The organism is Microbacterium pasadenense, from assembly GCF_047246565.1.
Classification (GTDB): Bacteria; Actinomycetota; Actinomycetes; order Actinomycetales; family Microbacteriaceae; genus Microbacterium.
Genome location: NZ_JBFOKN010000001.1, coordinates 891,523 through 913,271, shown reverse-complemented (window position 1 = coordinate 913,271; position 21,749 = coordinate 891,523). Strand labels below are relative to the sequence as shown.

General features: G+C 71.8%; 22 protein-coding genes. 9 read left to right on the top strand and 13 right to left on the bottom strand.

Annotated elements, in window-relative coordinates:
- Nucleotide 1: 1 nt before the first annotated feature.
- Nucleotides 2–397, bottom strand: a complete 396-nt coding sequence (locus AB3M83_RS04355; RefSeq protein ID WP_412945417.1) for a PLDc N-terminal domain-containing protein — start codon at nucleotides 395–397, stop codon at nucleotides 2–4.
- Between the two features lie 64 nt (nucleotides 398–461).
- Here AB3M83_RS04355 and AB3M83_RS04350 point away from each other — a divergent pair, with 64 nt between their 5' ends.
- The gene (locus AB3M83_RS04350) at nucleotides 462–731 is read left to right on the top strand and encodes a DUF4229 domain-containing protein (RefSeq protein WP_412945416.1); all 270 of its coding nucleotides are present in this window, start codon (nucleotides 462–464) and stop codon (nucleotides 729–731) included.
- 3 nt (nucleotides 732–734) lie between these two features.
- Here AB3M83_RS04350 and AB3M83_RS04345 read toward each other — a convergent pair whose 3' ends face one another.
- Nucleotides 735–1,715, bottom strand: a complete 981-nt coding sequence (locus AB3M83_RS04345; RefSeq protein ID WP_412945415.1) for a 1,4-dihydroxy-2-naphthoate polyprenyltransferase — start codon at nucleotides 1,713–1,715, stop codon at nucleotides 735–737.
- A gap of 13 nt (nucleotides 1,716–1,728) precedes the next feature.
- On the opposite strand from AB3M83_RS04345, the gene AB3M83_RS04340 reads away from it, so the two are divergent.
- A complete protein-coding gene (locus AB3M83_RS04340; protein WP_412945413.1) occupies nucleotides 1,729–2,202 on the top strand; it encodes a VOC family protein in 474 nt (157 codons plus the stop codon).
- 39 nt (nucleotides 2,203–2,241) lie between these two features.
- Here AB3M83_RS04340 and AB3M83_RS04335 read toward each other — a convergent pair whose 3' ends face one another.
- Together AB3M83_RS04335 and AB3M83_RS04330 are read right to left on the bottom strand one after the other, a co-directional pair.
- Nucleotides 2,242–3,390, bottom strand: a complete 1,149-nt coding sequence (locus AB3M83_RS04335; protein WP_412945412.1) for an AMP-binding protein — start codon at nucleotides 3,388–3,390, stop codon at nucleotides 2,242–2,244.
- Nucleotides 3,391–3,394: 4 nt separating this feature from the next.
- A complete protein-coding gene (locus AB3M83_RS04330) occupies nucleotides 3,395–4,297 on the bottom strand; it encodes a 1,4-dihydroxy-2-naphthoyl-CoA synthase (protein ID WP_412945411.1) in 903 nt (300 codons plus the stop codon).
- Nucleotides 4,298–4,432: 135 nt separating this feature from the next.
- Between AB3M83_RS04330 and AB3M83_RS04325 the strand changes: the two genes are divergently transcribed.
- The gene (locus tag AB3M83_RS04325; RefSeq protein ID WP_412945410.1) at nucleotides 4,433–4,858 is read left to right on the top strand and encodes a glucose-6-phosphate dehydrogenase; all 426 of its coding nucleotides are present in this window, start codon (nucleotides 4,433–4,435) and stop codon (nucleotides 4,856–4,858) included.
- A 21-nt stretch (nucleotides 4,859–4,879) separates the two neighbouring features.
- Here the strand turns inward: AB3M83_RS04325 and AB3M83_RS04320 are convergent, their stop codons facing one another.
- Nucleotides 4,880–5,128: a hypothetical protein gene (locus AB3M83_RS04320; protein WP_412945409.1), complete on the bottom strand. Its 249-nt coding sequence runs from the start codon at nucleotides 5,126–5,128 to the stop codon at nucleotides 4,880–4,882.
- Between the two features lie 82 nt (nucleotides 5,129–5,210).
- Here AB3M83_RS04320 and AB3M83_RS04315 point away from each other — a divergent pair, with 82 nt between their 5' ends.
- The 3 genes from AB3M83_RS04315 to AB3M83_RS04305 all read left to right on the top strand — a co-directional run bounded on the left by AB3M83_RS04315 (nucleotide 5,211) and on the right by AB3M83_RS04305 (nucleotide 8,159).
- Nucleotides 5,211–6,572: an HNH endonuclease signature motif containing protein gene (locus AB3M83_RS04315; protein ID WP_412945407.1), complete on the top strand. Its 1,362-nt coding sequence runs from the start codon at nucleotides 5,211–5,213 to the stop codon at nucleotides 6,570–6,572.
- A gap of 32 nt (nucleotides 6,573–6,604) precedes the next feature.
- Nucleotides 6,605–7,054 carry a hypothetical protein gene (locus AB3M83_RS04310; protein WP_412945405.1) on the top strand — a complete coding sequence of 150 codons (450 nt, stop codon included), beginning with the start codon at nucleotides 6,605–6,607 and terminating at the stop codon, nucleotides 7,052–7,054.
- A gap of 112 nt (nucleotides 7,055–7,166) precedes the next feature.
- Nucleotides 7,167–8,159: an o-succinylbenzoate synthase gene (locus AB3M83_RS04305; RefSeq protein ID WP_412945403.1), complete on the top strand. Its 993-nt coding sequence runs from the start codon at nucleotides 7,167–7,169 to the stop codon at nucleotides 8,157–8,159.
- 9 nt (nucleotides 8,160–8,168) lie between these two features.
- Here the strand turns inward: AB3M83_RS04305 and AB3M83_RS04300 are convergent, their stop codons facing one another.
- Complete coding sequence (locus tag AB3M83_RS04300; RefSeq protein WP_412945401.1) at nucleotides 8,169–8,765, bottom strand: TetR/AcrR family transcriptional regulator; 597 nt, start codon at nucleotides 8,763–8,765, stop codon at nucleotides 8,169–8,171.
- A gap of 103 nt (nucleotides 8,766–8,868) precedes the next feature.
- Between AB3M83_RS04300 and AB3M83_RS04295 the strand changes: the two genes are divergently transcribed.
- Together AB3M83_RS04295 and AB3M83_RS04290 are read left to right on the top strand one after the other, a co-directional pair.
- Complete coding sequence (locus tag AB3M83_RS04295) at nucleotides 8,869–11,697, top strand: MMPL family transporter (protein ID WP_412945399.1); 2,829 nt, start codon at nucleotides 8,869–8,871, stop codon at nucleotides 11,695–11,697.
- A complete protein-coding gene (locus tag AB3M83_RS04290; protein ID WP_412945397.1) occupies nucleotides 11,694–14,123 on the top strand; it encodes a YhgE/Pip family protein in 2,430 nt (809 codons plus the stop codon). The genes AB3M83_RS04295 and AB3M83_RS04290 overlap by 4 nt, the downstream gene beginning before the upstream one ends.
- Nucleotides 14,124–14,181: 58 nt before the next feature.
- Here the strand turns inward: AB3M83_RS04290 and ccsB are convergent, their stop codons facing one another.
- Genes ccsB through AB3M83_RS04255 form a run of 7 tightly spaced genes read right to left on the bottom strand, consistent with a single transcriptional unit; the run spans nucleotide 14,182 to nucleotide 20,273 of the window.
- A complete protein-coding gene (gene ccsB, locus AB3M83_RS04285; protein WP_412945396.1) occupies nucleotides 14,182–15,192 on the bottom strand; it encodes a c-type cytochrome biogenesis protein CcsB in 1,011 nt (336 codons plus the stop codon).
- A 32-nt stretch (nucleotides 15,193–15,224) separates the two neighbouring features.
- Nucleotides 15,225–16,943 carry a cytochrome c biogenesis protein ResB gene (resB, locus tag AB3M83_RS04280; protein ID WP_412945394.1) on the bottom strand — a complete coding sequence of 573 codons (1,719 nt, stop codon included), beginning with the start codon at nucleotides 16,941–16,943 and terminating at the stop codon, nucleotides 15,225–15,227.
- Nucleotides 16,924–17,706 (bottom strand): cytochrome c biogenesis CcdA family protein, encoded by a 783-nt coding sequence (locus tag AB3M83_RS04275; RefSeq protein ID WP_412945392.1) that lies wholly within the window; start codon nucleotides 17,704–17,706, stop codon nucleotides 16,924–16,926. Before AB3M83_RS04275 ends, resB begins: the two co-directional genes overlap by 20 nt.
- Entirely contained in the window at nucleotides 17,703–18,302 is a 600-nt protein-coding gene (locus AB3M83_RS04270) for a TlpA family protein disulfide reductase (protein ID WP_412945390.1), read from the bottom strand. The genes AB3M83_RS04275 and AB3M83_RS04270 overlap by 4 nt, the downstream gene beginning before the upstream one ends.
- Nucleotides 18,299–18,928 (bottom strand): histidine phosphatase family protein, encoded by a 630-nt coding sequence (locus tag AB3M83_RS04265; protein ID WP_412945388.1) that lies wholly within the window; start codon nucleotides 18,926–18,928, stop codon nucleotides 18,299–18,301. The genes AB3M83_RS04270 and AB3M83_RS04265 overlap by 4 nt, the downstream gene beginning before the upstream one ends.
- Before the next feature lie 59 nt (nucleotides 18,929–18,987).
- Nucleotides 18,988–19,647: a DedA family protein gene (locus AB3M83_RS04260; RefSeq protein WP_412945387.1), complete on the bottom strand. Its 660-nt coding sequence runs from the start codon at nucleotides 19,645–19,647 to the stop codon at nucleotides 18,988–18,990.
- Between the two features lie 35 nt (nucleotides 19,648–19,682).
- The gene (locus AB3M83_RS04255; protein WP_412945385.1) at nucleotides 19,683–20,273 is read right to left on the bottom strand and encodes an NADPH-dependent FMN reductase; all 591 of its coding nucleotides are present in this window, start codon (nucleotides 20,271–20,273) and stop codon (nucleotides 19,683–19,685) included.
- A 105-nt stretch (nucleotides 20,274–20,378) separates the two neighbouring features.
- Here AB3M83_RS04255 and aspS point away from each other — a divergent pair, with 105 nt between their 5' ends.
- A complete protein-coding gene (aspS, locus tag AB3M83_RS04250) occupies nucleotides 20,379–21,719 on the top strand; it encodes an aspartate--tRNA(Asn) ligase (RefSeq protein WP_412945384.1) in 1,341 nt (446 codons plus the stop codon).
- Nucleotides 21,720–21,749: the final 30 nt, after the last annotated feature.

The window sequence follows — 21,749 nt, the reverse complement described above, 5'->3', positions numbered from 1 at the left end:
CTCAGGAGCGGTTGCCGCGCGTCTGCTCGTCGGTGTCGTCGTCCGTGGGCGGCGGGTCGATCCGACGGTCGCGCGGATCCTCGGCCTCGGAGTCGAGGGCGGCGAGCTCCTCCTCGAGGCGGCGGATGCGCTCGTCCTGGTCGCTCACCGACGCGATGCGGCCGAGGAACTCCGGGTTGTCGTCGGGTGCCTGGAAGCGGGGCGCGACGGAGCGACGCGCACGGCCGATGACCCACCACAGGATGCCGCCGAGGACCGGCAGCAGCACGATGATCAGCAGCCAGATCGGCTTGCTCACCCCGCGGTGACGCGTGGGCGGCTGGAGCGCACAGTCGACGATGCTGTAGACCCAGAAGGCGGCCGCCAGCAGCGCTAGAACAAGATAGACGCGCGCCATGCTCTTATCCTAGGCGCGTAGGCCGGGAGGGGGCTGTCAGAGGCCGACGCCGTAGGATATCGGCATGCGCGCCCGCTCTGCCTTCGTCTACTCGCTGCTGCGGCTGCTCGCCTTCTTCGTCCCGTTCGGGATCATGATGCTCTTCCCGGTCCTGCGCGAGTACTACTGGCTGGCCGCGATCTTCGCGGCGCTCATCGGCCTCAGCCTCTCGATGCTGTTCCTGCGCCGGCCTCTCGACGACGTCTCCGGCAGCCTCGCGCAGCGCCGCGCCGAGCGTCGTCGCGCCGAGAGCGATGAGGCCGTCGAGGACTCGGCCGGCGGCGATCCCCGCTGACCGTCAGCCGACGTAGGCCCACACCAGGATCGCGCTGTACGCCACCGAGGTCAGCGAGCTGAGCTGCAGCGCCACGAGCAGTTCACGCGGCGCCCGGTAGGTCCAGACGATGAGCGTGGCCGAGAGCGACGCGAGCAGCGCGAGCAGCGTCAGCCACGCGATCGGGTACAGCTGCGCGATCAGCACCGAGATGACGAACGGCACGAGCATGAACACGGTGTAGAGGACTTGCGATCCGCGGCGGCCGATCAGGACGGTGAGGGTGCGCTTGCCGGCCACGCGGTCCTGATCGATGTCGCGCAGGTTGTTGGTCACGAGCACGCCGCAGGCGAGCAGGCCGACGCCGATCGAGGCGAGCCAGGACTCCCAGGGCGCCGCGCCGACCTGGACGTAGGTCGTCCCGATCGTGGCGACCGGGCCGAAGAAGACGAACACGAAGACCTCGCCCAGGCCGTTGTAGCCGTAGGGACGCTTGCCGCCGGTGTAGAACCAGGCGGCGACGATGCACACGATGCCCACGAGCAGCAGCCACCACAGCTGGGTGCGGATGACGACGGCGAGCCCAGCGACGGCGGCGAGGCCGAAGAAGATGAGAGCCGCCGTGAGCACGGCGCGCGGTGCGATGCGGCCCGAGGCCGTCAGCCGGGTGGGGCCGACGCGGTGGTCGTCCGTGCCGCGGATGCCGTCGCTGTAGTCGTTCGCGAAGTTCACGCCGATCTGCAACGCGACCGCGACGATCAGGCAGCACAGCGCCAGCACCCAGTGGAAGCGATCATCGACGACGATCGCGGCGCCCGTGCCCGCGAGCACGGGGCTCACTGCAAGCGGCAGCGTCCGCAGTCGCGCGGCGCCGACCCAGTCCCGGAACGTCACCGGGGCCGGCTTCGACGGCGCCGAGGGGATCCGGGGCCGAGCGGGATTGCCGCGAGGACGGTTCGCCTTCGGAGCGGGCTTTCGAGGGTTCTTCCGGGAGGGTGCTGCCACGAGCGACGATCCTATGCCCCGCGGCCTCGGCCACTCCGACGCGGACCCCGGCGACACCGTCGTGCGGGGCCTGGACGGTGGCCGAGGAGCGGTGGATGATGACCGCATGCTGCAGATCGGGAACATCGTGATGACCGTCGAAGACCTCGACCGGGCCATCGCCTTCTGGACGCAGGCGCTCGGGTACATCGCCGACAAGACGGCGGACGACTGGGCCACCCTGGACGCACCGGGCAAGACCGACCGTACCGAGCTGCTGCCCAGCCTCGCCCTCTCCGTCACCGGGTATCCGCAGCACTACCCGCCGCGGATCCACCTCGACCTCTACGCCGAGGACCAGGAAGCCGAGATCGAGCGGCTCCTGAACGTCGGAGCGCGCGAGGTCGACTGGGACGGCTATCCCGAGGACGCCGACTGGGTCGTCCTGGAGGACACCGAGGGCAACCGGTTCTGCGTCGTCGACGTCGGACCGTTCAGGGCCGGCTGACCCGGCCGCCCTCCGAGCGCGGGGGCACCCACCGCGGACTCATTCCGCGAGCAGGTCCCGGAGGAGCGCGCGGTCGGGCTTCCCGCTGCTCAGCCGGGGCATCTCTTCGACCACGAGGAGCTCGCGCGGACGGGCCGGCGTGCCGATCTGCTCGGCGACGACGCGTCGGACCTCCTCGAGGACGACGGCCTCGCTCCGTCCGCCGAGCGCCGCCGCGGGGACGACGACGACGGATGCCGCCCCCCAGCGCTCGTCGGCGGTCGGGACGACGACGGCCCCGGTCAGGCCGGACAGAGTGCGCACCGCCTGCTCGACGCGGTCGAGCGACACGTTGACGCCGCCCGAGATGATCACGTTGTCGAGGCGTCCGGTCACGCGCAGAACGCCGTCCGCGACGACGCCCGCGTCACCGGTGCGATACCAGCGGGTGCCGTCCGGGTCGCGCGGGAAGGACGCGGCGGTGCGGTCAGGGTCGCCGAGGTAGCCGTCGGCGAGCGTGGGCCCGGTGATCTGCACCTCGCCGTCCGCGACGCGCACGCGCACGCCGTCGAGCGGGATGCCGTCGTACACGCAGCCGCCGCTGGTCTCGGACGAGCCGTAGGTGCGGACGATGCGGGCGCCGAGCGTCGCGGCGCGCTCGGCGAGCGCCTCCGGCAGCGCCTGCCCGCCGATGAGGACCGCTCGGAACGAGGCGAGCGCGCGGGCCGTCCCGGCATCCGTCTCGGCGGCCTCGACCAGCGTCTGCAGCTGCGCCGGGACGAGGGACGTGAACGTCGGGATCCGCTCCCCGTGCTCGGCGGACGCCATCGACAGGGCCGCCGCGGTGAAGGCCGCCGGGGTGAAGGCGCCCGCGAGGATCGCGGGATCCCGGCCCGCGACGAGCGCGCGGACGATCACCTGGACACCCGCGACGTACGACGCCGGCAGGGCGAGCAGCCAGGTCCCGCTGCCGATGCGGTCGGCCGTCGCCAGCGCGGATGCCGTCAGCGAGGAGCGGCTCAGCGCGACGGATTTCGGGTGACCGGTCGAGCCGGAGGTCGTGACCACGACCGCCGTCCCCGGCGGCACCTCGTCGGGCAGGTCGGCCGTCGCACCGAGGGCGACCGCGGGGCCGGCACCCAGGACCGCGCCGCGCAGGGCGCGGACGACGTCGCGCGGGTCGTCGGAGGCGAGCTGGCTCAGGCGCACGGGATCAGAAGTGGTACGGGTACGGCGACCAGTCCGGGTCCCGCTTCTCGAGGAACGCGTCACGTCCCTCGACGGCTTCGTCGGTGCCGTACGCGAGGCGGGTCGCCTCACCGGCGAAGACCTGCTGGCCGACCATGCCGTCGTCGATGGCGTTGAACGCGAACTTCAGCATCCGGATCGCCGTCGGCGACTTGCCGAGGATCGTCCGCGCCATCGCGATCGCCTCGCGCTCGAGCTCGGCGTGCGGGACGACGCGGTTGACGGCGCCCATCTCGTAGGCGCGCTGCGCGGAGTACTCCTCGGCGAGGAAGAACACCTCGCGAGCCGCCTTCTGACCCACCTGGCGGGCCATGTACGCGGAGCCGTAACCGGCGTCGAACGAGCCGACATCCGCATCCGTCTGCTTGAACCGGCCGTGCTCGGCGCTCGCGATGGACAGGTCGCAGACGATGTGCAGCGAGTGACCGCCGCCGGCGGCCCAGCCCGGGATGACCGCGATGACGACCTTCGGCATGAACCGGATGAGCCGCTGCACCTCGAGGATGTGGAGGCGTCCGGCGCGGGCCGGATCGTGGACGGCCGCTTCGTCGTCGGAGTACTTGTAGCCGTCCCGGCCGCGGATGCGCTGGTCGCCGCCGGAGCAGAACGCCCAGCCGCCGTCCTTCGGGCTGGGACCGTTGCCGGTCAGCAGGACGACGCCGACCTTCGGATCCTGCCGGGCGATGTCGAGCGCGCGGTAGAGCTCGTCGACCGTGTGCGGCCGGAAGGCGTTGCGCACCTCCGGACGGTCGAACGCGATGCGCGCGATGGCGCCATCGGCCGAGACGTGCGCGGTGATGTCGGTGTAGCCGTCGGCGCCGGGCGCCACGGTCCACTCCGCCGGGTCGAAGAGCTCGGAGACGGTCACCCGCTCAGCCTACGCCGCGGCCCGTCGACGCTCGCCGGCGCTCCGCGCGCCCGGACGGTCCGCGCCGTGACGAGAACGTGCGAAGCTTGAGAAGCGGCTTCCTTTCCCCCGACGGATGCCGCGGAAGGGCCCGCCATGAAGATCACGAGATCATCCGACTGGCGAGACGCCCTCCCCTTCGAGGTCCCGATGCCCGCCGCCGATGCCGTGCCGGGTGAGCCGACCCGCTGCGTCGGCTGCCCCGCCGGCGCCGAGCCGCGTGATCGCAGCGAGCTGTGGGTCGTCAAGCACCGGCATCCCAACAACCACGCCGGCTTCGTCCGCTACTACTGCGACGAGCACCGTCCCAAGACCGCGCCGCCGCCCGCGCCGTCTGCAGCCCGACCCGACAAGCCCCGGGGTTCCGCGCCGCGGGCCGCGAAGCCGAAGCCGGAGCGGACCACCGTCCCGAAGCGACCCGCCCCGTCGCTCGACGTCGTCCGGGCGATGTGCCCGGACTGCTTCGTCGAGGTGTCCGCGACCGGCGTGTGCGGCATGTGCGGGCAGCGCGTCACCGCCTGACGCGCCGACTCCTGACGACCCTCACGCATAGGCGCGGTGGACGTGCCAGTGTCCGGCCTGCTCGTAGACGTCGAAGACGAGCGACTCGCCACCGGGGTTCGTCCCCTGGAACCGCCATGCCCCGCCGCGCGCGCCGATCGGCGCGTTCCGCACCGGAAGCGGCGTCGGGGTGTCGGTGACCTCCCACCGCTGCCCGGCGAAGAACATCCGCACCGGCACGTCAGCGTCGAGCCAGAGCGTCAGATCGTGGGCGGATGCGGCGGGTCTCATGCCGACGACAGTAGAACATCCGTTCTCTACCGGCAAGACCGAGATTCGAATCAATGTCGGATGTCCGTGGCACGCTGATGGCATGGCGAACGAGAGCTCGATGGACCGGATCCGCAGCGCGGAGCGGTTCGTCGAGCGCGCGATCGAGGCGCACCGGCGGATCGCGGCGGCGCAGGCCGCCGAGATCGCGCTGCTCGCCGAAGCCCAGCAGTGGGCCCGATCGGCGGATGCGTCCAGCCCGACCTCCCTCGCCGCCGAGCTGACCGTCCGGAGCGTGGCGGCGCAGATCGGCGCCGGCATCCGTCTCGCGGACCGCACGGTGCAGGCGCAGATGGATGCCGCGACCACGCTCGTCGAGCTGTTCCCGTCCACCTACGCCGCGTGGCGCGACGGCCGGATCGACCGGCGGCACGTGACGGTGATCACCGACGCGGGGGCGGGCATCGTCGACGCGGAGGCCCGCTGTTGGTACGAGCGGCAGGTGCTCGAGCGTGCGGCGACCCTCACCGCGGCCCAGCTGCGACCCGCCGCCACGGCGATCGCGGAAGAGGCTCACCCGGAGTCGCTGGCCACGCGACACGAGCGGGCACGGGAACGGCGACGGGTCCTCGTGATGGACGGCGCCGGCGGGATGGCCCGACTGACCGCCGACCTCCCGGCGGTCGCCGCGTACGGCATCGCGGACCGGCTCACGCAGATGGCGCGAGCCGTTCGTGACGCTGCGGATGCCGAGGCCGCCGACAGCGACCCGCCGCCAGCGGGCGTCGAGCCCGGCTCGATGACGTGCGAGACGGCGCCCGAGGGTGCGGCGGCGTCTCGCGCGGGCAGCCCGACCGACGCCGCCCCGCGCGACTCCCGGACGATGGATGAGCTGCGCGCCGACATCTTCGCCGACCTCCTCCTGACGGGTGACCCGCACGCGCACGGCGACGGTCTCGAGGCCATCGCCGCCCGCGTCCAGGTGACCGTGCCCGTCCTGACGGTGCTGGGCGAGTCGCGGCAGCCGTGCGTGCTGGCGGGGCACGGCCCGATCCCCGTCGAGACGGCTCTCCACCTCGCCGGGGCGGCATCCGGTTGGGACCGCGTCATGACCTCCCCCGTCGACGGGACGGTGATGGCGGTCGACCGGTATCGGCCGTCCGAGCAGCTGCGACGCTTCCTGCGCGCCCGCGACGAGAACTGCCGGTTCGTCGGATGCCGGATGCCGGTCTGGCGGTGCGACGCCGATCACACCGTCGACGCCGCGCACGGCGGCCCGACCTGCTCCGGGAACCTCGCGTCCCTCTGCCGCCGGCATCACGTCCTCAAACACAACTCCGCCTGGACCGTCGTGCAGCTCGGCGGCGGGCGCCTCCGGTGGACGAGTCCGGGCGGCCGAAGCTACGTCGACAGACCCGCGCCGATGGTCCGGTTCGTCTCCGCGGACGATCCACCGCCGTTCTGAGATGATCCTCCCTCGAGCGACACTTCTTCGGCATGGCACGTCGTCGCCCGCGCACCGCGGATCACCCCCACGTCGCCCGCGCGGCGGGGGCGGCCGCCCTCGTGACGGCATGGGCCGCGATCGCCGTCGGCTGTGCGGCGACGCCGACCGGGGCCGAGACCGGCCTGTGGGAGATCCGCGAACCGCCGACGGCGGACAGCACGAGCATCGACATCGCCGTCACCCGGCTGGAGTGCGCGAGCGGGGTGACCGGGGACGTCCTCGAACCCGAGGTGACGTACGAGCGCGACCGCATCCTGATCGCCACCCCCGTGGCCGACAACCACTCGGACGCGGCCACCTGCCAGGACAACGACGCGGTGCCGATCACCGTCGTCCTGACCGAGCCCGTCGGCGACCGCCTCCTGATCGACGCCGCGTGCCTCGAGCCGGAGGCCGGTGACCTGATCGCGTGCGAGGACGACGTCCGCTGGCGGCCATGATCCGCCGACGACCCGCGGCGCCCCGTCGCTGCCTCGGGACGACTCCGCGCCGCGACACCCGGTCGACGCCGATGCTCCCCCGCAATCGGCCGCCAGCGGCCAGGATGGGCACATGGACCTCCCGTCGCTGCATGACCTCACCGCGAGGGCCCACGTCGTCGCACTCCCCCTGACGACGCGTTTCCGCGGCATCGACGTGCGCGAGGCGCTCGTCGTCGAAGGCCCTGAAGGGTGGACCGAGTTCTCCCCCTTCCCCGAGTACGACGACGCCGAGGCCGCCGCGTGGCTCGCAGCGGCCATCGAGTACGGCTGGCAGGCCGCTCCCGCGACGCGCCGCAGCGAGGTCCGTGTCAACGCCACCGTGCCCGCCGTGCCGGCGGCATCCGTCGCCGGCGTCCTCGCTCGCTTCGACGGATGCCGAACCGCCAAAGTCAAGGTCGCCGAAGCGGGGCAGCGTCTCGCCGACGACGTCGCCCGCGTGCGGGCCGTGCGCGAGGCGATGGGGCCCGAGGGACGGGTCCGGATCGACGCCAACGGCGGCTGGAACGTCGACGAGGCCGAGCACGCCCTCCACGCGCTCGCCGAGTTCGACCTCGAATACGTCGAGCAGCCCTGCGAGAGCGTCGAGGAGCTCGCGGAGGTGCGCCGCCGGGTCTCGTACATGGGCATCCCGATCGCCGCCGACGAGAGCGTCCGCAAGGCGGCCGACCCCCTCGCCGTCGCCCGTGCCGGCGCGGCCGATCTGCTGGTGATCAAGGCGCAGCCGCTCGGCGGCGTGCGCCGCGCCCTCGAGATCGTCGCCGAAGCAGGCCTTCCCGCCGTCGTCTCCAGCGCCCTCGACACGAGCATCGGCCTGTCGATGGGCGTCGCCCTCGCCGCAGCCCTTCCCGAGCTCGACTACGACTGCGGACTGGGCACGGCGTCCCTGCTCGCACGGGACGTCACGGTCCCCTCGCTCACTCCGACCGCCGGCGCCATCCCCGTCGGGCGCGTGTCCGCGGACGCCGAGCTCCTGGCTGCTCATGCGGCATCCCCCGAGCGCCGCGCCTGGTGGCTCGCCCGCCTGGAGCGGTGCCACGCCGTGCTCGCCGCCCGAGCGGGCTGAGGCGCTCCGTCAGCGGGTCTGGACGAGCAGCGTCACCAGCTGCTCGAGCCGCGCCTGGAGCGCGACGCTCGCCTCGGCCCGGGAGCGCTGCTCGAGGGCGGACTGCACGCCGCACTCCTCCGAGACGTCGAGCAGCAGCTGGGCGGCGTCGCCGAGCGGCATCCGCAGCCGCAGCGCGTGCGACGCGCTCACGTCCGAGATGATCGCCTCGACGCGACCGCGCATCTGAGACCGCCACCCGAGGTACGCCTCGGCCAATCGTGGGTCACGCAGCGCCTGCGTGCGCATCTCGCTCAGCAGCTGCGGATCCATCCGCTCGGCGAGCGAGATGTCGGCGATCTGACGCACCAGGTCGACGGGGTCCTCGCCCCGCGACAGATCGCGGACGCGAACGGCGACCTCGTCGAGCTTCTCCTCGGCGAGCTCGGTGATGAGGGCGAGGAACAGCTCGTCCTTCGTCTCGAAGTTGGAGTAGAAGGCCCCCCGCGTGAACCCGGCGCGTTCGCAGATCGCCTCGACGGATGCCGCACCCAGCCCGACCTCGCCGAACACCTCATGAGCGGCTTCGAGCAGACGTGCCCTCGTGTTCTCTCGACTTCGCGCCATTTCACACCTCCTCCCCAGAAACATCGGGTCGCTTCAGGACTAGGATACATCTGTGTATTGGATACAGCGCTGTATCGAAATCCCCTGATCCCCTGGAGCGTCCGTGTCCACTCTTCTGTACTCGCTCGGCCGCTGGTCGTATCGCCACTCGTGGCGCGTCATCATCGCGTGGGTCGTCCTCCTCGGTCTCGTCGGGGGCGGCGTCGCCCTCTTCATGAAGGGCACGGACAACGCCTTCACCATCCCCGGCACCGAGGCGCAGGAGGGCATCGAGCTGCTGAACCGCACCTTCCCGCAGGCCAGCGGCGCGAGCGGTCAGCTGGTCATCGTGGCGCCGGAGGGGACGACCATCGACGACGAGCCGCTGCGCGGCGAGATCGTCGCGGTCGCCGAGGAGCTCCGTGACATCGACGGCGTCGCCAACGCCACGGACCCCTACGACGAGATGGTCGAGGGGCTCATCTCCGACGACCAGCGCGCCGCGCTCGTCCAGATCCAGTTCGACGGCCAGTCGATGGACATCACCGATGAGACGATCGACGCCGTCCGGGCCGCGATCGAGGACTTCCGCGACACCGCGCCCGAGGGGATGACCTCCGCGCTCGGCGGCGACCTGTTCTCCACGTCCATCCCGGCACTGTCCGTCACCGAGGCCGTCGGCGTCATCGTCGCCCTGTTCGTCCTCATGATCACGTTCCGGTCCTTCGCGGTCGCCTGGTTCCCGCTGGTGAGCGCTCTGATCGGCGTCGGGCTCGCCGTCGCGCTCATCTACCTGTCCACCGCGGTCACGACGATCTCGTCTGTCACGCCGATGCTCGCGGTCATGCTCGGACTCGCCGTCGGCATCGACTACGCGCTGTTCATCGTCGCCCGCCACCAGGACCAGGTCCGCGCCGGCATGGACCCCGAGGAGTCCGCCGCCCGGGCGAACGGCACGTCCGGCTCGGCCGTGCTCTTCGCGGGGGTCACCGTGCTCATCGCCCTCGTCGGCCTGAGCCTCGCCGGCATCCCGTTCCTCACCACGATGGGCATCGCCGCAGCGGTCGCCGTCGCGATCGCCGTGCTCGTCGCCGTCACCGTCACCCCCGCGCTCCTCGGACGCGCCAAGGGACGCGTCGTCGGCTGGCCGCGCCGCATGCTCGCCGCCGGCGTCGCCACGCGCCGGCGGAGCAAGGCGCCGAACCCCGAGAAGGCACCCGCCGCCAAGAAGACCAACGCCTGGGTGATGCTCGTGACGCGGCATCCGGTCATCACGACGGTCGCGGTCACGGTCGGTCTCGGTGTGATGGCGATCCCCGCCGCGAGCTTGGCCCTGGCCCTCCCGAACGCCGGCGTGCAGCCGCCCTCGAGCGAAGCACGTCAGGCCTACGACCTGAACGCCGAGTACTTCGGCGCCGGCTCCAACGGTCCGCTCGTCATGACGGGGACGATCGTCACCTCGACCGATCCGCTCGGTCTGATGGACGACCTCAAGGCCGAGGTCGAGGACATCCCCGGCGTCGAGCGCGTCGCCCTCGCCACCCCCAACGAGACGGCCGACACCGGCCTCATCCAGATCGTCCCGAAGACCGCGCCCGACGACCCCGCGACCGCCGACCTCGTCCGCGAGCTCCGCTCGCACCACGACGAATGGCTCGACGAGTACGACGTCGATCTCAAGGTGACCGGCTACACCGCCGTCGGCATCGACATCTCCGACCGCCTCGGCGCCGCGCTGCTGCCCTTCGGCGTGTTCGTGGTCGGACTGTCGTTCGTGCTCCTCATGGTCGTCTTCCGCTCGATCTGGGTGCCGCTGAAGGCCACGCTCGGCTACCTGCTGTCGATCCTCGCGGCCTTCGGCGCCGTCGCCGCCGTGTTCGAGTGGGGCTGGCTCGCCGACCTCCTGCACGTGACCCGCACCGGCCCGGTCATCAGCTTCATGCCGATCATCCTGATGGGCGTGCTGTTCGGCCTCGCGATGGACTACGAGGTCTTCCTCGTCTCGCGCATGCGCGAGGACTTCATCCACGCCCGCCGGGCGCGCAACGGCCGGGGCGCCCGCGAGACCGCCGTCGCCGCCGTCCGCAGCGGATTCACGGCGTCGGCGCGTGTCGTCGTCGCGGCGGCCGTGATCATGTTCGCGGTGTTCGCCGCCTTCGTGCCCGAGGGTGACAGCTCCATCAAGCCGATCGCGCTCGGCCTCGCCGTGGGCATCGCCGTCGACGCGTTCCTCGTGCGCATGACCCTCGTCCCCGCCGTCATGACCCTCTTGGGCGACAAGGCATGGTGGATGCCGCGGTGGCTCGACCGGCTCCTGCCGCACGTCGACATCGAAGGCGAAGCCGTCGAGCACGAGCGGTCGAACGCGGAGTGGCCGGAGCCCGACTACGCCGGCGCGCTGGCCGCCGACGACCTCGAGGTCCGCGCGGAGAGCCGCGGCGAGGACGTCGTCCTCTTCTCGGGCGTCTCGGTCCGTGTCCCCGACGGCGGCACGCTTCTCGTCGACGCGGCGGAGCCTCATGCCACGCGGGCGTTCCTGCTCGCCGTCGCCGGCCGCATCGCGCCGTCCGAGGGTCTGCTGCGCGTCTCCGGGCACCTCCTGCCCGGTCGCGCCGCATGGGTCCGCGCCCATGTCGGCGTCGCCGAGCTCGCGGGATCCGAGCAGCCGCTGCGCGACCTGCAGCGGGCGCTCGCGGGCCGCACCCGCTTCGTCGTCATCGCCGGGCTCGACACCCTCCGCAGCGGCGACCGCGACCAGGCGGCCGCGCTGCTGCGCGATGCCTCGGCGGCCGTCTCGGCCCGCGGCGGCGCCCTCACCGTCGTGGCATCCGCGCGCGACCTCGATGCCGCCCGCGGCATCCTCACCGACGCCTCCCGGCCGAACGTCGACATCCTGACGCTGCCGGCCGTCTCCCCCACCCCCGCCACCCACAGCCAGGTGATCCCCTCATGACTCTTCCCCTCGAACGCTCCTCGAACCGTCGCCCGGTGACGTGGACCACGCTGCTCGGCGTCCTGCTGCTGCCGGCACTCATCGGCGGCATCCTCGTCGCCGCGCTGTACAACCCCACCGAGCGCCTCGACGCACTCAACACCGCCATCGTCAACGACGATGACCCGGTCGAGATCGACGGCCAGACGACCCCGCTCGGGCGTCTGCTGACGTCGGGTCTCGTCGAAGGGTCCGACGACCTGGACAGCAACCTGACCTGGACGATCTCCAACTCGGAGGACGCCGAGGACGGTCTCGCCGACGGCACCTACGACGCCGTCGTCACGATCCCCGAGAACTTCTCCGCCGCCGCCACCTCGACCGCGCCCGGCGGCGAGCCGGAGCAGGCGACCATCACGCTCACGACCCCGCCCGACAGCCGGATCGTCGACGACGCGATCACGAGCCAGGTGACCCAGACCGCCGCCACCGTGCTCGGCGAGCAGCTCACCAGCACGTACCTCGAGAACGTCCTGCTCGGCTTCACCACACTCGGCGAGCAGCTGGGCGAGGCGGCCGACGGCGCGGAGCAGCTCGCCGACGGCGCCGGGGAGGCGGCGGACGGCGCCGAGCAGCTCGCCGACGGCGCCGACGACGCCACGACCGGTGCCTACACCCTCGCCGACGGCATCCGCGAGCTCGCCAGCGGTGCCGGCAGCTCGGCGACCGGCGCGGCTGCGCTCGCGGACGGCGTGCGCGGCGTGGCCGGCGGCGCGGACGACCTCGCGGGCGGCGTCGACCAGCTCGCCACCGGCGTCGGCGGTCTCGCCGGCGGCGCGCAGCAGCTCGCGATCGGCGCGGATGCCGCCGCCGACGGCCTCGACGAGCTCGCCGGCGGTGCGCGCACCCTCGCAGACGGCACCGCGGCGACGGCGGCCGGACTCGGCACGTGGTCCGCCGGGGCGAACGATCTCGCCGACGGCACGCAGCAGCTCGCCGACGGCCTCGCGGATGCCGCCGAGCAGACGGCCGCGATCCCCGCCGTCCCGCCGGCGCTGGTCGACGGGCTGAAGGCGCTGACGGCCGACGGCGAGCAGAACAGCGCGGCCGTCGGGACAGCCGTGCAGGCCCTCGCGGACGCCGCTGCCGCGTGCACCGACCAGGGCGGCTCCGAGGAGCTGTGCGCGTCCCTCACCCAGGCCTCGGCGCAGGCCACCGCCGTGCTGCCCGCGCTGCAGGAGACCGTCGGCGACTCGGAGCAGCTGGCAGCCGACATCGATCGGCTGGCTCAGTTCGGCCCGACGCTGAGTGCCGGCCTGGCAGAGTCCGCGGCCGCGGCCCAGGAGATCGCGGCCGGCATGACCGGCCTCGCGGACGGCGCGGACGACCTGGCCGCGGGCGCGCAGGATCTCGCGACCGGCACCGACGGCCTCGCGACCGGCGCCGGTGCGGCCGCCGCCGGTGTCCGCCAGCTCGCCGACGGCGCGGCCGACCTCTCCGACGGCGCCGCGGAGCTGGCCGGCGGTGCGACCCAGGTCGCGGACGGCGGGCGCGCGCTCGCCGCCGGTGCCGGCGCCGCCGCTTCGGGCACCGACGACCTCGCCGCCGGGCTCGGCCAGCTCGCCGGTGGAGCGGGCACCGCCGCGTCCGGCACCGATGAGCTCGCAGGCGGCATCGGCGCCCTCGCCGACGGCGCGACCGGTGTCGCGGACGGCGTCGGCCAGCTCGCGGACGGCACCGGCGAGATCGCCGACGGCCTCGGCACGGCGGTCGAAGAGGTGCCGAGCTACACCGAGGACGAGGCGGGCGATCTCGCCGCGGTCGTCGCCAACCCGGTCGTCGCCGAAGGTGCCGGCTCGTCGATCTTCGGCGCCTCCGCCGTCCCGCTGCTGGCCACTCTGGCCCTCTGGTTCGGTGGCCTGGCCTCGTTCGTCGCCTTGCGCGCGGTCCCGCGGGACGCACTCGGCTCACGCCGCTCGTCCGCCGCACTGTCGCTGCGCGCGCTGGCACCCGGGGCCGCCGTCGGTGCGGCGCAGGGCCTCCTGGTCGCCATCGTGGTGCAGCTGGCCGCGACGTACGAGTTCGGCGCGTGGTCGGTGTTCGCCGCCCTCTGCGTCGTCGCCGGAGTCGTGTTCGCTGCGGTGAACCACGCGCTCGTCGCGCTGCTCGGGGGCGTCGGCCGCTGGATCTCGGCGCTCGTCGGTGTCCTCACGATCGCCACCGGCGTCGTCTCGACGGTGCCGGGGGTGCTGAGCGACATCGCGGGCCTCATGCCCACCGCCCCCGCCTACACCGCGATGCTCGCGGCGCTCACGGAATCGGACGGCGCGGCATCCGGTCTGGTCGGCATGATCGTCTGGGCGCTCCTCGCCGTGATCATCGGCGTCCTGGCGGTGACCCGGCACCGGTCCACGTCGGCGCGAGCGGTGCTCGCACAGCCCGCCTGAGCCTGACCGACGCCACGAAAGCCCTGTCCTTCCGGACAGGGCTTTCGTGCGTTCGGCCTCAGTTCAGGCCGCTGTAGGAGTGCAGCCCCTGGAAGAACTGGTTGACGATCGTGAAGTTGAACAGGACCGCGACGAAGCCGATGATCGAGAGCCACGCCGAGCGGGTGCCGCGCCAGCCGCGCGTGGCACGGGCGTGGATGTATCCGGCGTAGATCACCCAGATGACGAACGTCCAGACTTCCTTCGTGTCGAAGCCCCAGTAGCGGCCCCAGGCGTCGTTGGCCCAGATGGCGCCGGCGATGAGCGTGAACGTCCACAGCACGAAGCCGATGATCGCGAAGCGGTACGCCAGCGACTCGAGCACCTCGGCGCTCGGCAGGGTGCGCAGGAAGCGCATCTTCGTGCGCGGCGCGGTGGCGACGTCGGCGGCGGCGATCGCGATGCGCTCGCGCCGCGCCTGCAGAAGCTGCACGACCGACAGTGCGAAGGCGATCGCGAAGAAGGCGGATGCCAGCGACGCGACGAACACGTGGATGACGAGCCAGATGCTCTTCAGCGGGTCGGCCAGCGGGACGACCTCGACGTAGTACGCCAGCGCGGCGCCGCCGAGCAGGACGACGATGAGGCCGTTGACGAACGCACCCAGGAAGCGCAGGTCGTACTTCACGAGCACGCCGAGGAAGACGGCGACGACGAGAAGAGTGCCGGTGAGGGCGAACTCGTAGTTGTTCGACCACGGCACGCGACCGGCTTCCAGGCCGCGCGTCACGTCGGCGCCCAGGTGGAAGAGGAACGCGAGAGCGGTCAGGACCGTGCCCAGCCGTGCGAACAGGTAGCGACGACGCTGCGAGGGCTTCGCCTCGAGTGCGACCTTCGCGGCGGCCTGCTCGGCGCGGACGTCGTCGATCGTCTGTCCCCCGGCCGCGACGAGCGTGCGCGCCTTGGCGTCCTGCGCCTGGATCGCGAGCTCCGAGCGCCGCGCGAGATCGATCGTGAAGGCCAGGAAGCCGAGGGTGTAGATCGCGATCGCGGTCCACAGCAGCAGCACGGACAGGTCGTCGAGTGACATCGAGGTCTCCGGAAGATGGGGGTGGATTCAGTCTACGTTCGGGGCGTCAGCGCAGCGCCGTGATCCCGCGCGAGCTCGGCGACCGCCACGGCGATGGCCGGGTCCTCGCCGCGCGCCAGGCCGGCGTACTCGATGCGGACGGTGTCGCCCTCGGGGGTCGCCTTCACCCACATGCGGCGGCGCGGGACGAACAGCGCCGCGAAGAGGCCGGCGAGCGCGAGGATGGCGAAGACCAGCACCCAGGTGGCGCCGGAGTCGTTGTGGATGGACAGCGACACGTACCGCTTGACGGACTCCGGCGCACCGGCGGCCAGCTCGTCCTCGAACGTGATCGTTCCGAGCCCGTTCGGCAGGTCCACGGTCTCGCCGGGCACGAGCTCGAGGGAGGCCTGGTCGGCATCCGCGCCCGCGAGCTGCTCCATGCCGGTCGGGTCGAGCGCGTAGACCGACCGAGGGGTGCCGTCGTCGATGCCGAGATCGCCGGCGTAGACCCAGAAGGTCAGGCGGGGGTTGAGGAGGTCGCCGTAGGCCGAGGTGAGCGCCCCGGTGCCGAGCGTCGCGGCGGTGGGATAGAAGAACCCGACCAGGCCGAGCTGCTCCGCCAGGCCGTCGGCGACCTTCACGACGCCCTGCGAGGTGAGGTTGGAGTCCTGGGGCAGGAACGGCACCGACTCGCTGAACACGATCTCGCCGTCCGGGTCCCGCACCGTCACCGTCGGGGCGTAGCCGTTGCCCATCAGGTAGATGCGGTCGCCGTCCATCGTCAGCGGATGGTTGACCCGGATGACTCCCGAGGCGGGCTCGCCGCCCGCGAAGCGCGTCGTCACGTGCGCCGCGAAGTCGCCCGACTGACCCGCGCCGGCTTCGCCGAGGGGGGTGTACGACACATCGAACTCGTCGAGGGTGATGGAGTAGGGCGAGAGCCCGTCCGGGTCGACGAAGCGCCCCGGCGTGAACGACGTGTATCCGAGGCCGAGCGAGTTCACGAAGCCGTCGCCCTCGGTGATGACGGTCTGCCCGGTGTACGTGAACCCGCCGCCGATGCCGACCGAGATCAGGATGCCGACGAGCGCGCCGTGGAAGACGAGGTTGCCGGTCTCGCGGATGTAGCCGCGCTCGGCGGAGACGGATGCCGCGCCGCCGTCGTCGTACCGTTCGACCCGGTACCGTGCGGACGCGAGCTGCGCCTGGGCGAGGTCGACGGCGTGCGCGGCGTAGGTGTCCGCCGTCTCCCCCGCGGGGACCTCGAGGACCGCCTCGGCGTGGTCGTCGAGCCGCGACAGCCGTGCCGGCGTGCGCGGCGGGCGGGACCGCAGCGCCTTCCAGTGGTGCTTGGTCCGCGGCAGCACGCAGCCGATGAGCGAGACGAACAGCAGGATGTAGATGGCCGAGAACCACACCGAGCTGTACACGTCGAACAGCTGCAGCGCCTCGAAGACCGGGAAGAGGTCGGGGTTCGTCGCCTCCCACTGCGTGACGCCGTTGGGATCGGCGCTGCGCTGCGGAACGAGCGAGCCCGGGATGGCGGCGACCGCGAGCAGGAGCAGCAGGACGAGCGCGGAGCGCATGCTGGTCAGCTGGCGCCACCCCCAGCGCAGCCACCCTCCGATCCCGAGCTGCGGCTGTCCTCCGGTGACTCCCGCGGCTGACGCCTCGCCGGTGGACGACGTCTGGTCGAGGTGATCGCTCGGGCGGAGCGGCCCGTCGATCGTCGGCGAGTCGGTCGAGGACTCAGAGGAACGTCGGGACACCGGCCACCACTCCTGTGAAGACGGACATGAACGCCGTCCAGACGCCCGTCACCATGAGGATGCCGAGAAGCACGAGCAGCACTCCCCCGACGATGTTCACGGTGCGGATGTGGCGGCGGACGAAGGCGACGGACCGGGTCGCCCAGCTCGCACCGAGGGCGAGCAGGACGAAGGGGATGCCGAGGCCCAGCGAGTACGCGACCGCGAGGATGCCCGCGCGGGCGGGGTCGGCCTGGCTGTACGCGATCGACAGGATGGCCGCGAGCGTCGGGCCGATGCACGGCGCCCAGCCGATGCCCATCGCGACGCCCAGGAGCGGTGCGCCGACCAGTCCGAGGTTCTGCTGGAGCTGCGGACGGTAGATCCGCTGCGCGAACCCGAACACCCCGACGAACACGAGCCCGAGGGCGATGACGACCACGCCGAGAATCCGGGTGATCGCATCCTGATACTCGATGAACACGCGCCCGAGGGTGCCGGCGAAGACGCCCATCGCGAGGAAGACGATCGTGAATCCGGCGATGAACAGCAGGACGCCGCCGAGCAGCCGCCCTCGCCCGGCGGTCTTCACCGCCGTGGTCGTCGCGGTGCCGCCCCCGGAGCGCCGCGCCTCGCGGGGCGCGACGGCGCCGCCGAGGAAGCCGAGGTAGCCGGGGACGAGCGGCAGGACGCACGGCGAGAGGAACGAGACGAGGCCGGCGAGCGCGGCGATGGGGATCGCGAGGCCGAGTGCTCCGTCGAAGACGATCGAGCCGGTGCTCACAGGTCCTCCGCGAGCGCGTCCGTCACGAGCGTCCGCAGGACCGAGTCGTCCTGGAGCTGCCCGAACAGGCTCGCCGCCACCCGGCCCTGCCGGTCGAGGACGAGGGTTGTCGGCGCCGCCTGCAGCGACGTCCAGTCCGCGAACGCGAGCTTGAGGTCGACGTCGCCCCGGGCGAGCACGGACGGGTAGCCGATGCCGTACTCCTCGTCGAAGGATGCCGCCTGCTCGGGCCCGTCGAAGATGTTGACGCCGAGGAACTCGGCCCCGTCCTCGGACGTCTCCTCGTAGGCCGACTGCAGGAAGGGCGCCTCGGCCCGGCAGGGGCCGCACTGCGCGTACCAGAAGTTCAGGACCAGGACCTCGCCGGCGTAGTCGTCGCTCGAGATCGTCGATCCGTCCACGGCGGTCCCGCTGAACCGGACCGACGCCCCGCGTTCCGCGGCCGGGATCTCGCGGATGCGGCCGTCGCCCAGTTCGACGCCCTGGTTGCTGCCGTCGCGGAACACCTTCTGCAGGTCGTCGTTCTCGCTCGAGCAGGCCGAGAGCGTGACGGCGAGCGCGGCGGCGGCCAGGGCGGCGAGGATGCGGCGGCTCATACCGCGCCCACGTCCACGGCTCCGGCGGTCTGCGCCGGCTCGGCGTAGTCGACTTCCCGCCAGTCGTCGCCGACGAGCTCGAAGCTCGTGACGCTCGAGAGGTCGCAGCGGCGGCGACGGGGGTCGTGCCGCAGCGGCAGCCCGGCGACCGCGAGGTGCGTGATCCAGATGGGCAGCTGGTGGGAGACGATCACGGCGTCACCCGACGGGGTGCGCTCCCAGGCGTCGCGCATCGCGGCCTGCATGCGCTCGACGACCTCGAGGTAGGGCTCGCCCCAGCTGGGCAGCGCGGGCGTGCGCAGGTGCCACCAGTTCATCGGGTTGCGGAGGGCCCGCTGCATCCGCCGGCCCTCGAACACGTTCGTCGGCTCGATGACGCGGGCGTCGATGACGGGCTGGAGGGCGAAGGCCGCCGCGAACGGCGCCGCCGACTCGCGCGTGCGGTCGAGCGGCGAGCAGACGAGGGACCGGACCGGGCGGCCGAGGCTCTTCACGTGATCGGCGGCGTCCTGCGCCATGCGCCGGCCGTCTTCGCTCAGGTGGAAACCCGGGAGTCGCCCGTAGAGCACGCGGGAGGGATTGTGGACTTCCCCATGGCGCACGAGATGAATCCGTTCGGCGGGCACCTCACCAGTCTACGGTGGGCCCTCCTATGGGCGGCCTGAACGGAGGGGCGGACCGGCCGTCAGGCCGCGTCCGACTCGGGTTCCCGTCGGTGAGCACTGAGGTGACGCACCCGGACGACGATGAACCAGACGATGGCCGCCGCGACGGCGGCGATGACCACGTACTGGAGGATGTCGGCGTACGTCTCGACGATGTGCCACGACTCCCCGAGGAAGTATCCCGCGAGCACGAACACCGTGTTCCAGATGGCCGAGCCCGCGAGCGTGAGGAGGCCGAAGCGCCACGCCGGCATCCGCACGACGCCGGCGGGGATCGAGATGAGACTGCGGAAGATCGGGATCATCCGGCCGAAGAAGACGGCCTTGCCGCCGTGGTGGTCGAACCAGGCGACCGTCCGGTCCACGTCCTCGACTTTGATGAGCGGCATCCGCGCGGCGATGGCCGTGAGCCGGCGCAGGCCGAGCCAGGCACCGAGCCCGTAGAGGAGGAAGGCGCCGACGACCGATCCCGAGGTCGTCCACAGCAGCGCCTCGATGACGGTGAAGGAGCCGCGGCTGGCGGCGAGACCCGCCATCGGGAGGATCGCCTCGCTCGGCAGCGGCGGGAACAGGTTCTCCAGCGCGATCGCGAGACCCGCGCCGGCGGGGCCGATCACGTCCATCAGCCCGACGACGGCGTCGACGAGGGAGCTGAGCCAGGAGCCGTCGGAAGCCGTCATGGCTCCCACGGTAGGCGACGGGCATGGGAGAACGGTCAGCGGCGCGGGACCACCGTCAGCACGCGCTGGATGAAGACGGAGAACTCCTGCATGTACTCGCGCAGGAACTCCTCGGTGCTCGGCTCGGTGACGGTGCCGTCGTCCTCGATGAGCCCGGGGGTCATCGTGATGTACGCCTCGGGCGCGTTCATCTGCGGCGAATCGCAGAACGACAGCACGCTGCGGAGGTCCTGCTGCGCCACGGCCGTGCCGATCGACCCGGGCGAGGCGCCGATCACCGCGGACGGCTTGCGCGCGAACGAGTTCGTCCCCCACGGCCGGCTCGCCCAGTCGATGGCGTTCTTCAGCGCACCCGGGATCGACCGGTTGTACTCCGGCGTCACGAACAGGATGCCGTCCGAACGCTCGATCGCCGCCTTCAGCTCTCGCGCCACCGGCGGGTAGTCCTCGTCGAAGTCGTAGCTGTACAGCGGCAGGTCCCGGATCGGGATCTCGGTGAACTCCAGCTCGGGCGGAGCCAGCCGGATGAGCGCGGTCGACAGCGTCCGGTTGATGGAGGCGCCGGCGAGACTGCCGACGAAGTAGCCGACCTGATAGGGCGGCTCGTGCTCGACGATGAATGACATGCGGTCCTGCCTTCCTGGGTGGCGATCCGCCCAGTGTCTCCTGCTGGCGCCGTCCTGTCAGCCCCCGCCGCGGCGGACCTCCCGCCCCACGTAGACTCGACTCCCGTGAGCAAACGCGTCCTCGTCCAGCAGCTGCAGTCCCGTGAAGACGGCCCCGTCTCCGTGTCCGGATGGGTCGAGACCGTCCGCGACCAGAAGAAGGTCCAGTTCGTCATCCTCCGCGACGAGACCGGCGCGGTGCAGCTGGTCAACCCGGCGACGCGGCCGGCCGAGGACGGTCGGGAGCAGGATGCCGCGGCCCTCGCCCTCACGGAGCTCATCTCCACGCTCTCCACGGGCAGCTTCCTGACCGTCACGGGCGACCTCAAGCACGACGAGCGCGTCAAGCTCGGCGGCGTCGAGATCAAGATCGGGGCGCTCGAGATCGCGGCATCCGCTCTGCCCGAGACGCCCATCGCCGCGGACAGCGGCCTCGACAAGCGCATGGACTGGCGCTTCATCGACCTGCGCCAGCGCCGCAACAACCTGATCTTCCGGATCCAGACGACGCTCGAGCACGCCATGCGCACGTACTGGATCGAGCGCGACTACATCGAGATCCACTCCCCCAAGCTCATGGCATCCGCCTCGGAGTCCAACGCCGAGCTGTTCGAGGTCCCCTACTTCGAGGACAAGACCGCGTACCTCGCGCAGTCGCCGCAGTTCTTCAAGCAGATGGCGCAGTCGGCCGGCTTCGGCAAGATCTTCGAGATCGGCGACGTGTATCGCGCCGACCCGTCCTTCACGAGCCGGCACGCGACCGAGTTCACCTCCATCGACGCCGAGATCAGCTGGATCGACTCGCACGAGGACGTGGCGACGATGCAGGAGGAGCTGCTGCAGTTCGCGATCCAGGCGGTCGCCGACAAGCACGGCGCCGAGATCAAGGACCTGTTCGACATCGACGTCGTCGTGCCGACCGTGCCCTTCCCGCGCATCCCGCTCGCCGAGGCGCGCGAGATCGTCGCGGCGCGCGGCTACGAGATCCCCCGCACCGACGGCGACCTCGACCCCGAGGGCGAGCGGCAGATCTCCGCGCACGTGCAGGAGACCTACGGCCACGAGTTCGTGTTCATCACCGACTACCACCCCGAGATCCGCGCGTTCTACCACATGCGCGACGAGGAGACCGGGCTCACGAAGAGCTACGACCTGCTGTTCAAGGGCGTGGAGATCACGACCGGCGCACAGCGCGAGCACCGCGTCGAGGTCCTCGAGGAACAGGCCCGCGAGAAGGGGCTCGACCCCGAGCACCTGGGCTTCTACCTGGACTTCTTCCGCTACGGCGTGCCGCCGCACGGCGGCTTCGGGATGGGACTCGCCCGCGTGCTGATGCTGCTGCTCGGGCAGGACTCGATCCGCGAGGTCACCTACCTCTTCCGCGGTCCGACCCGTCTGGCACCGTGACGTCCCGCTGAGGCCCGTCTTGTAACGTGG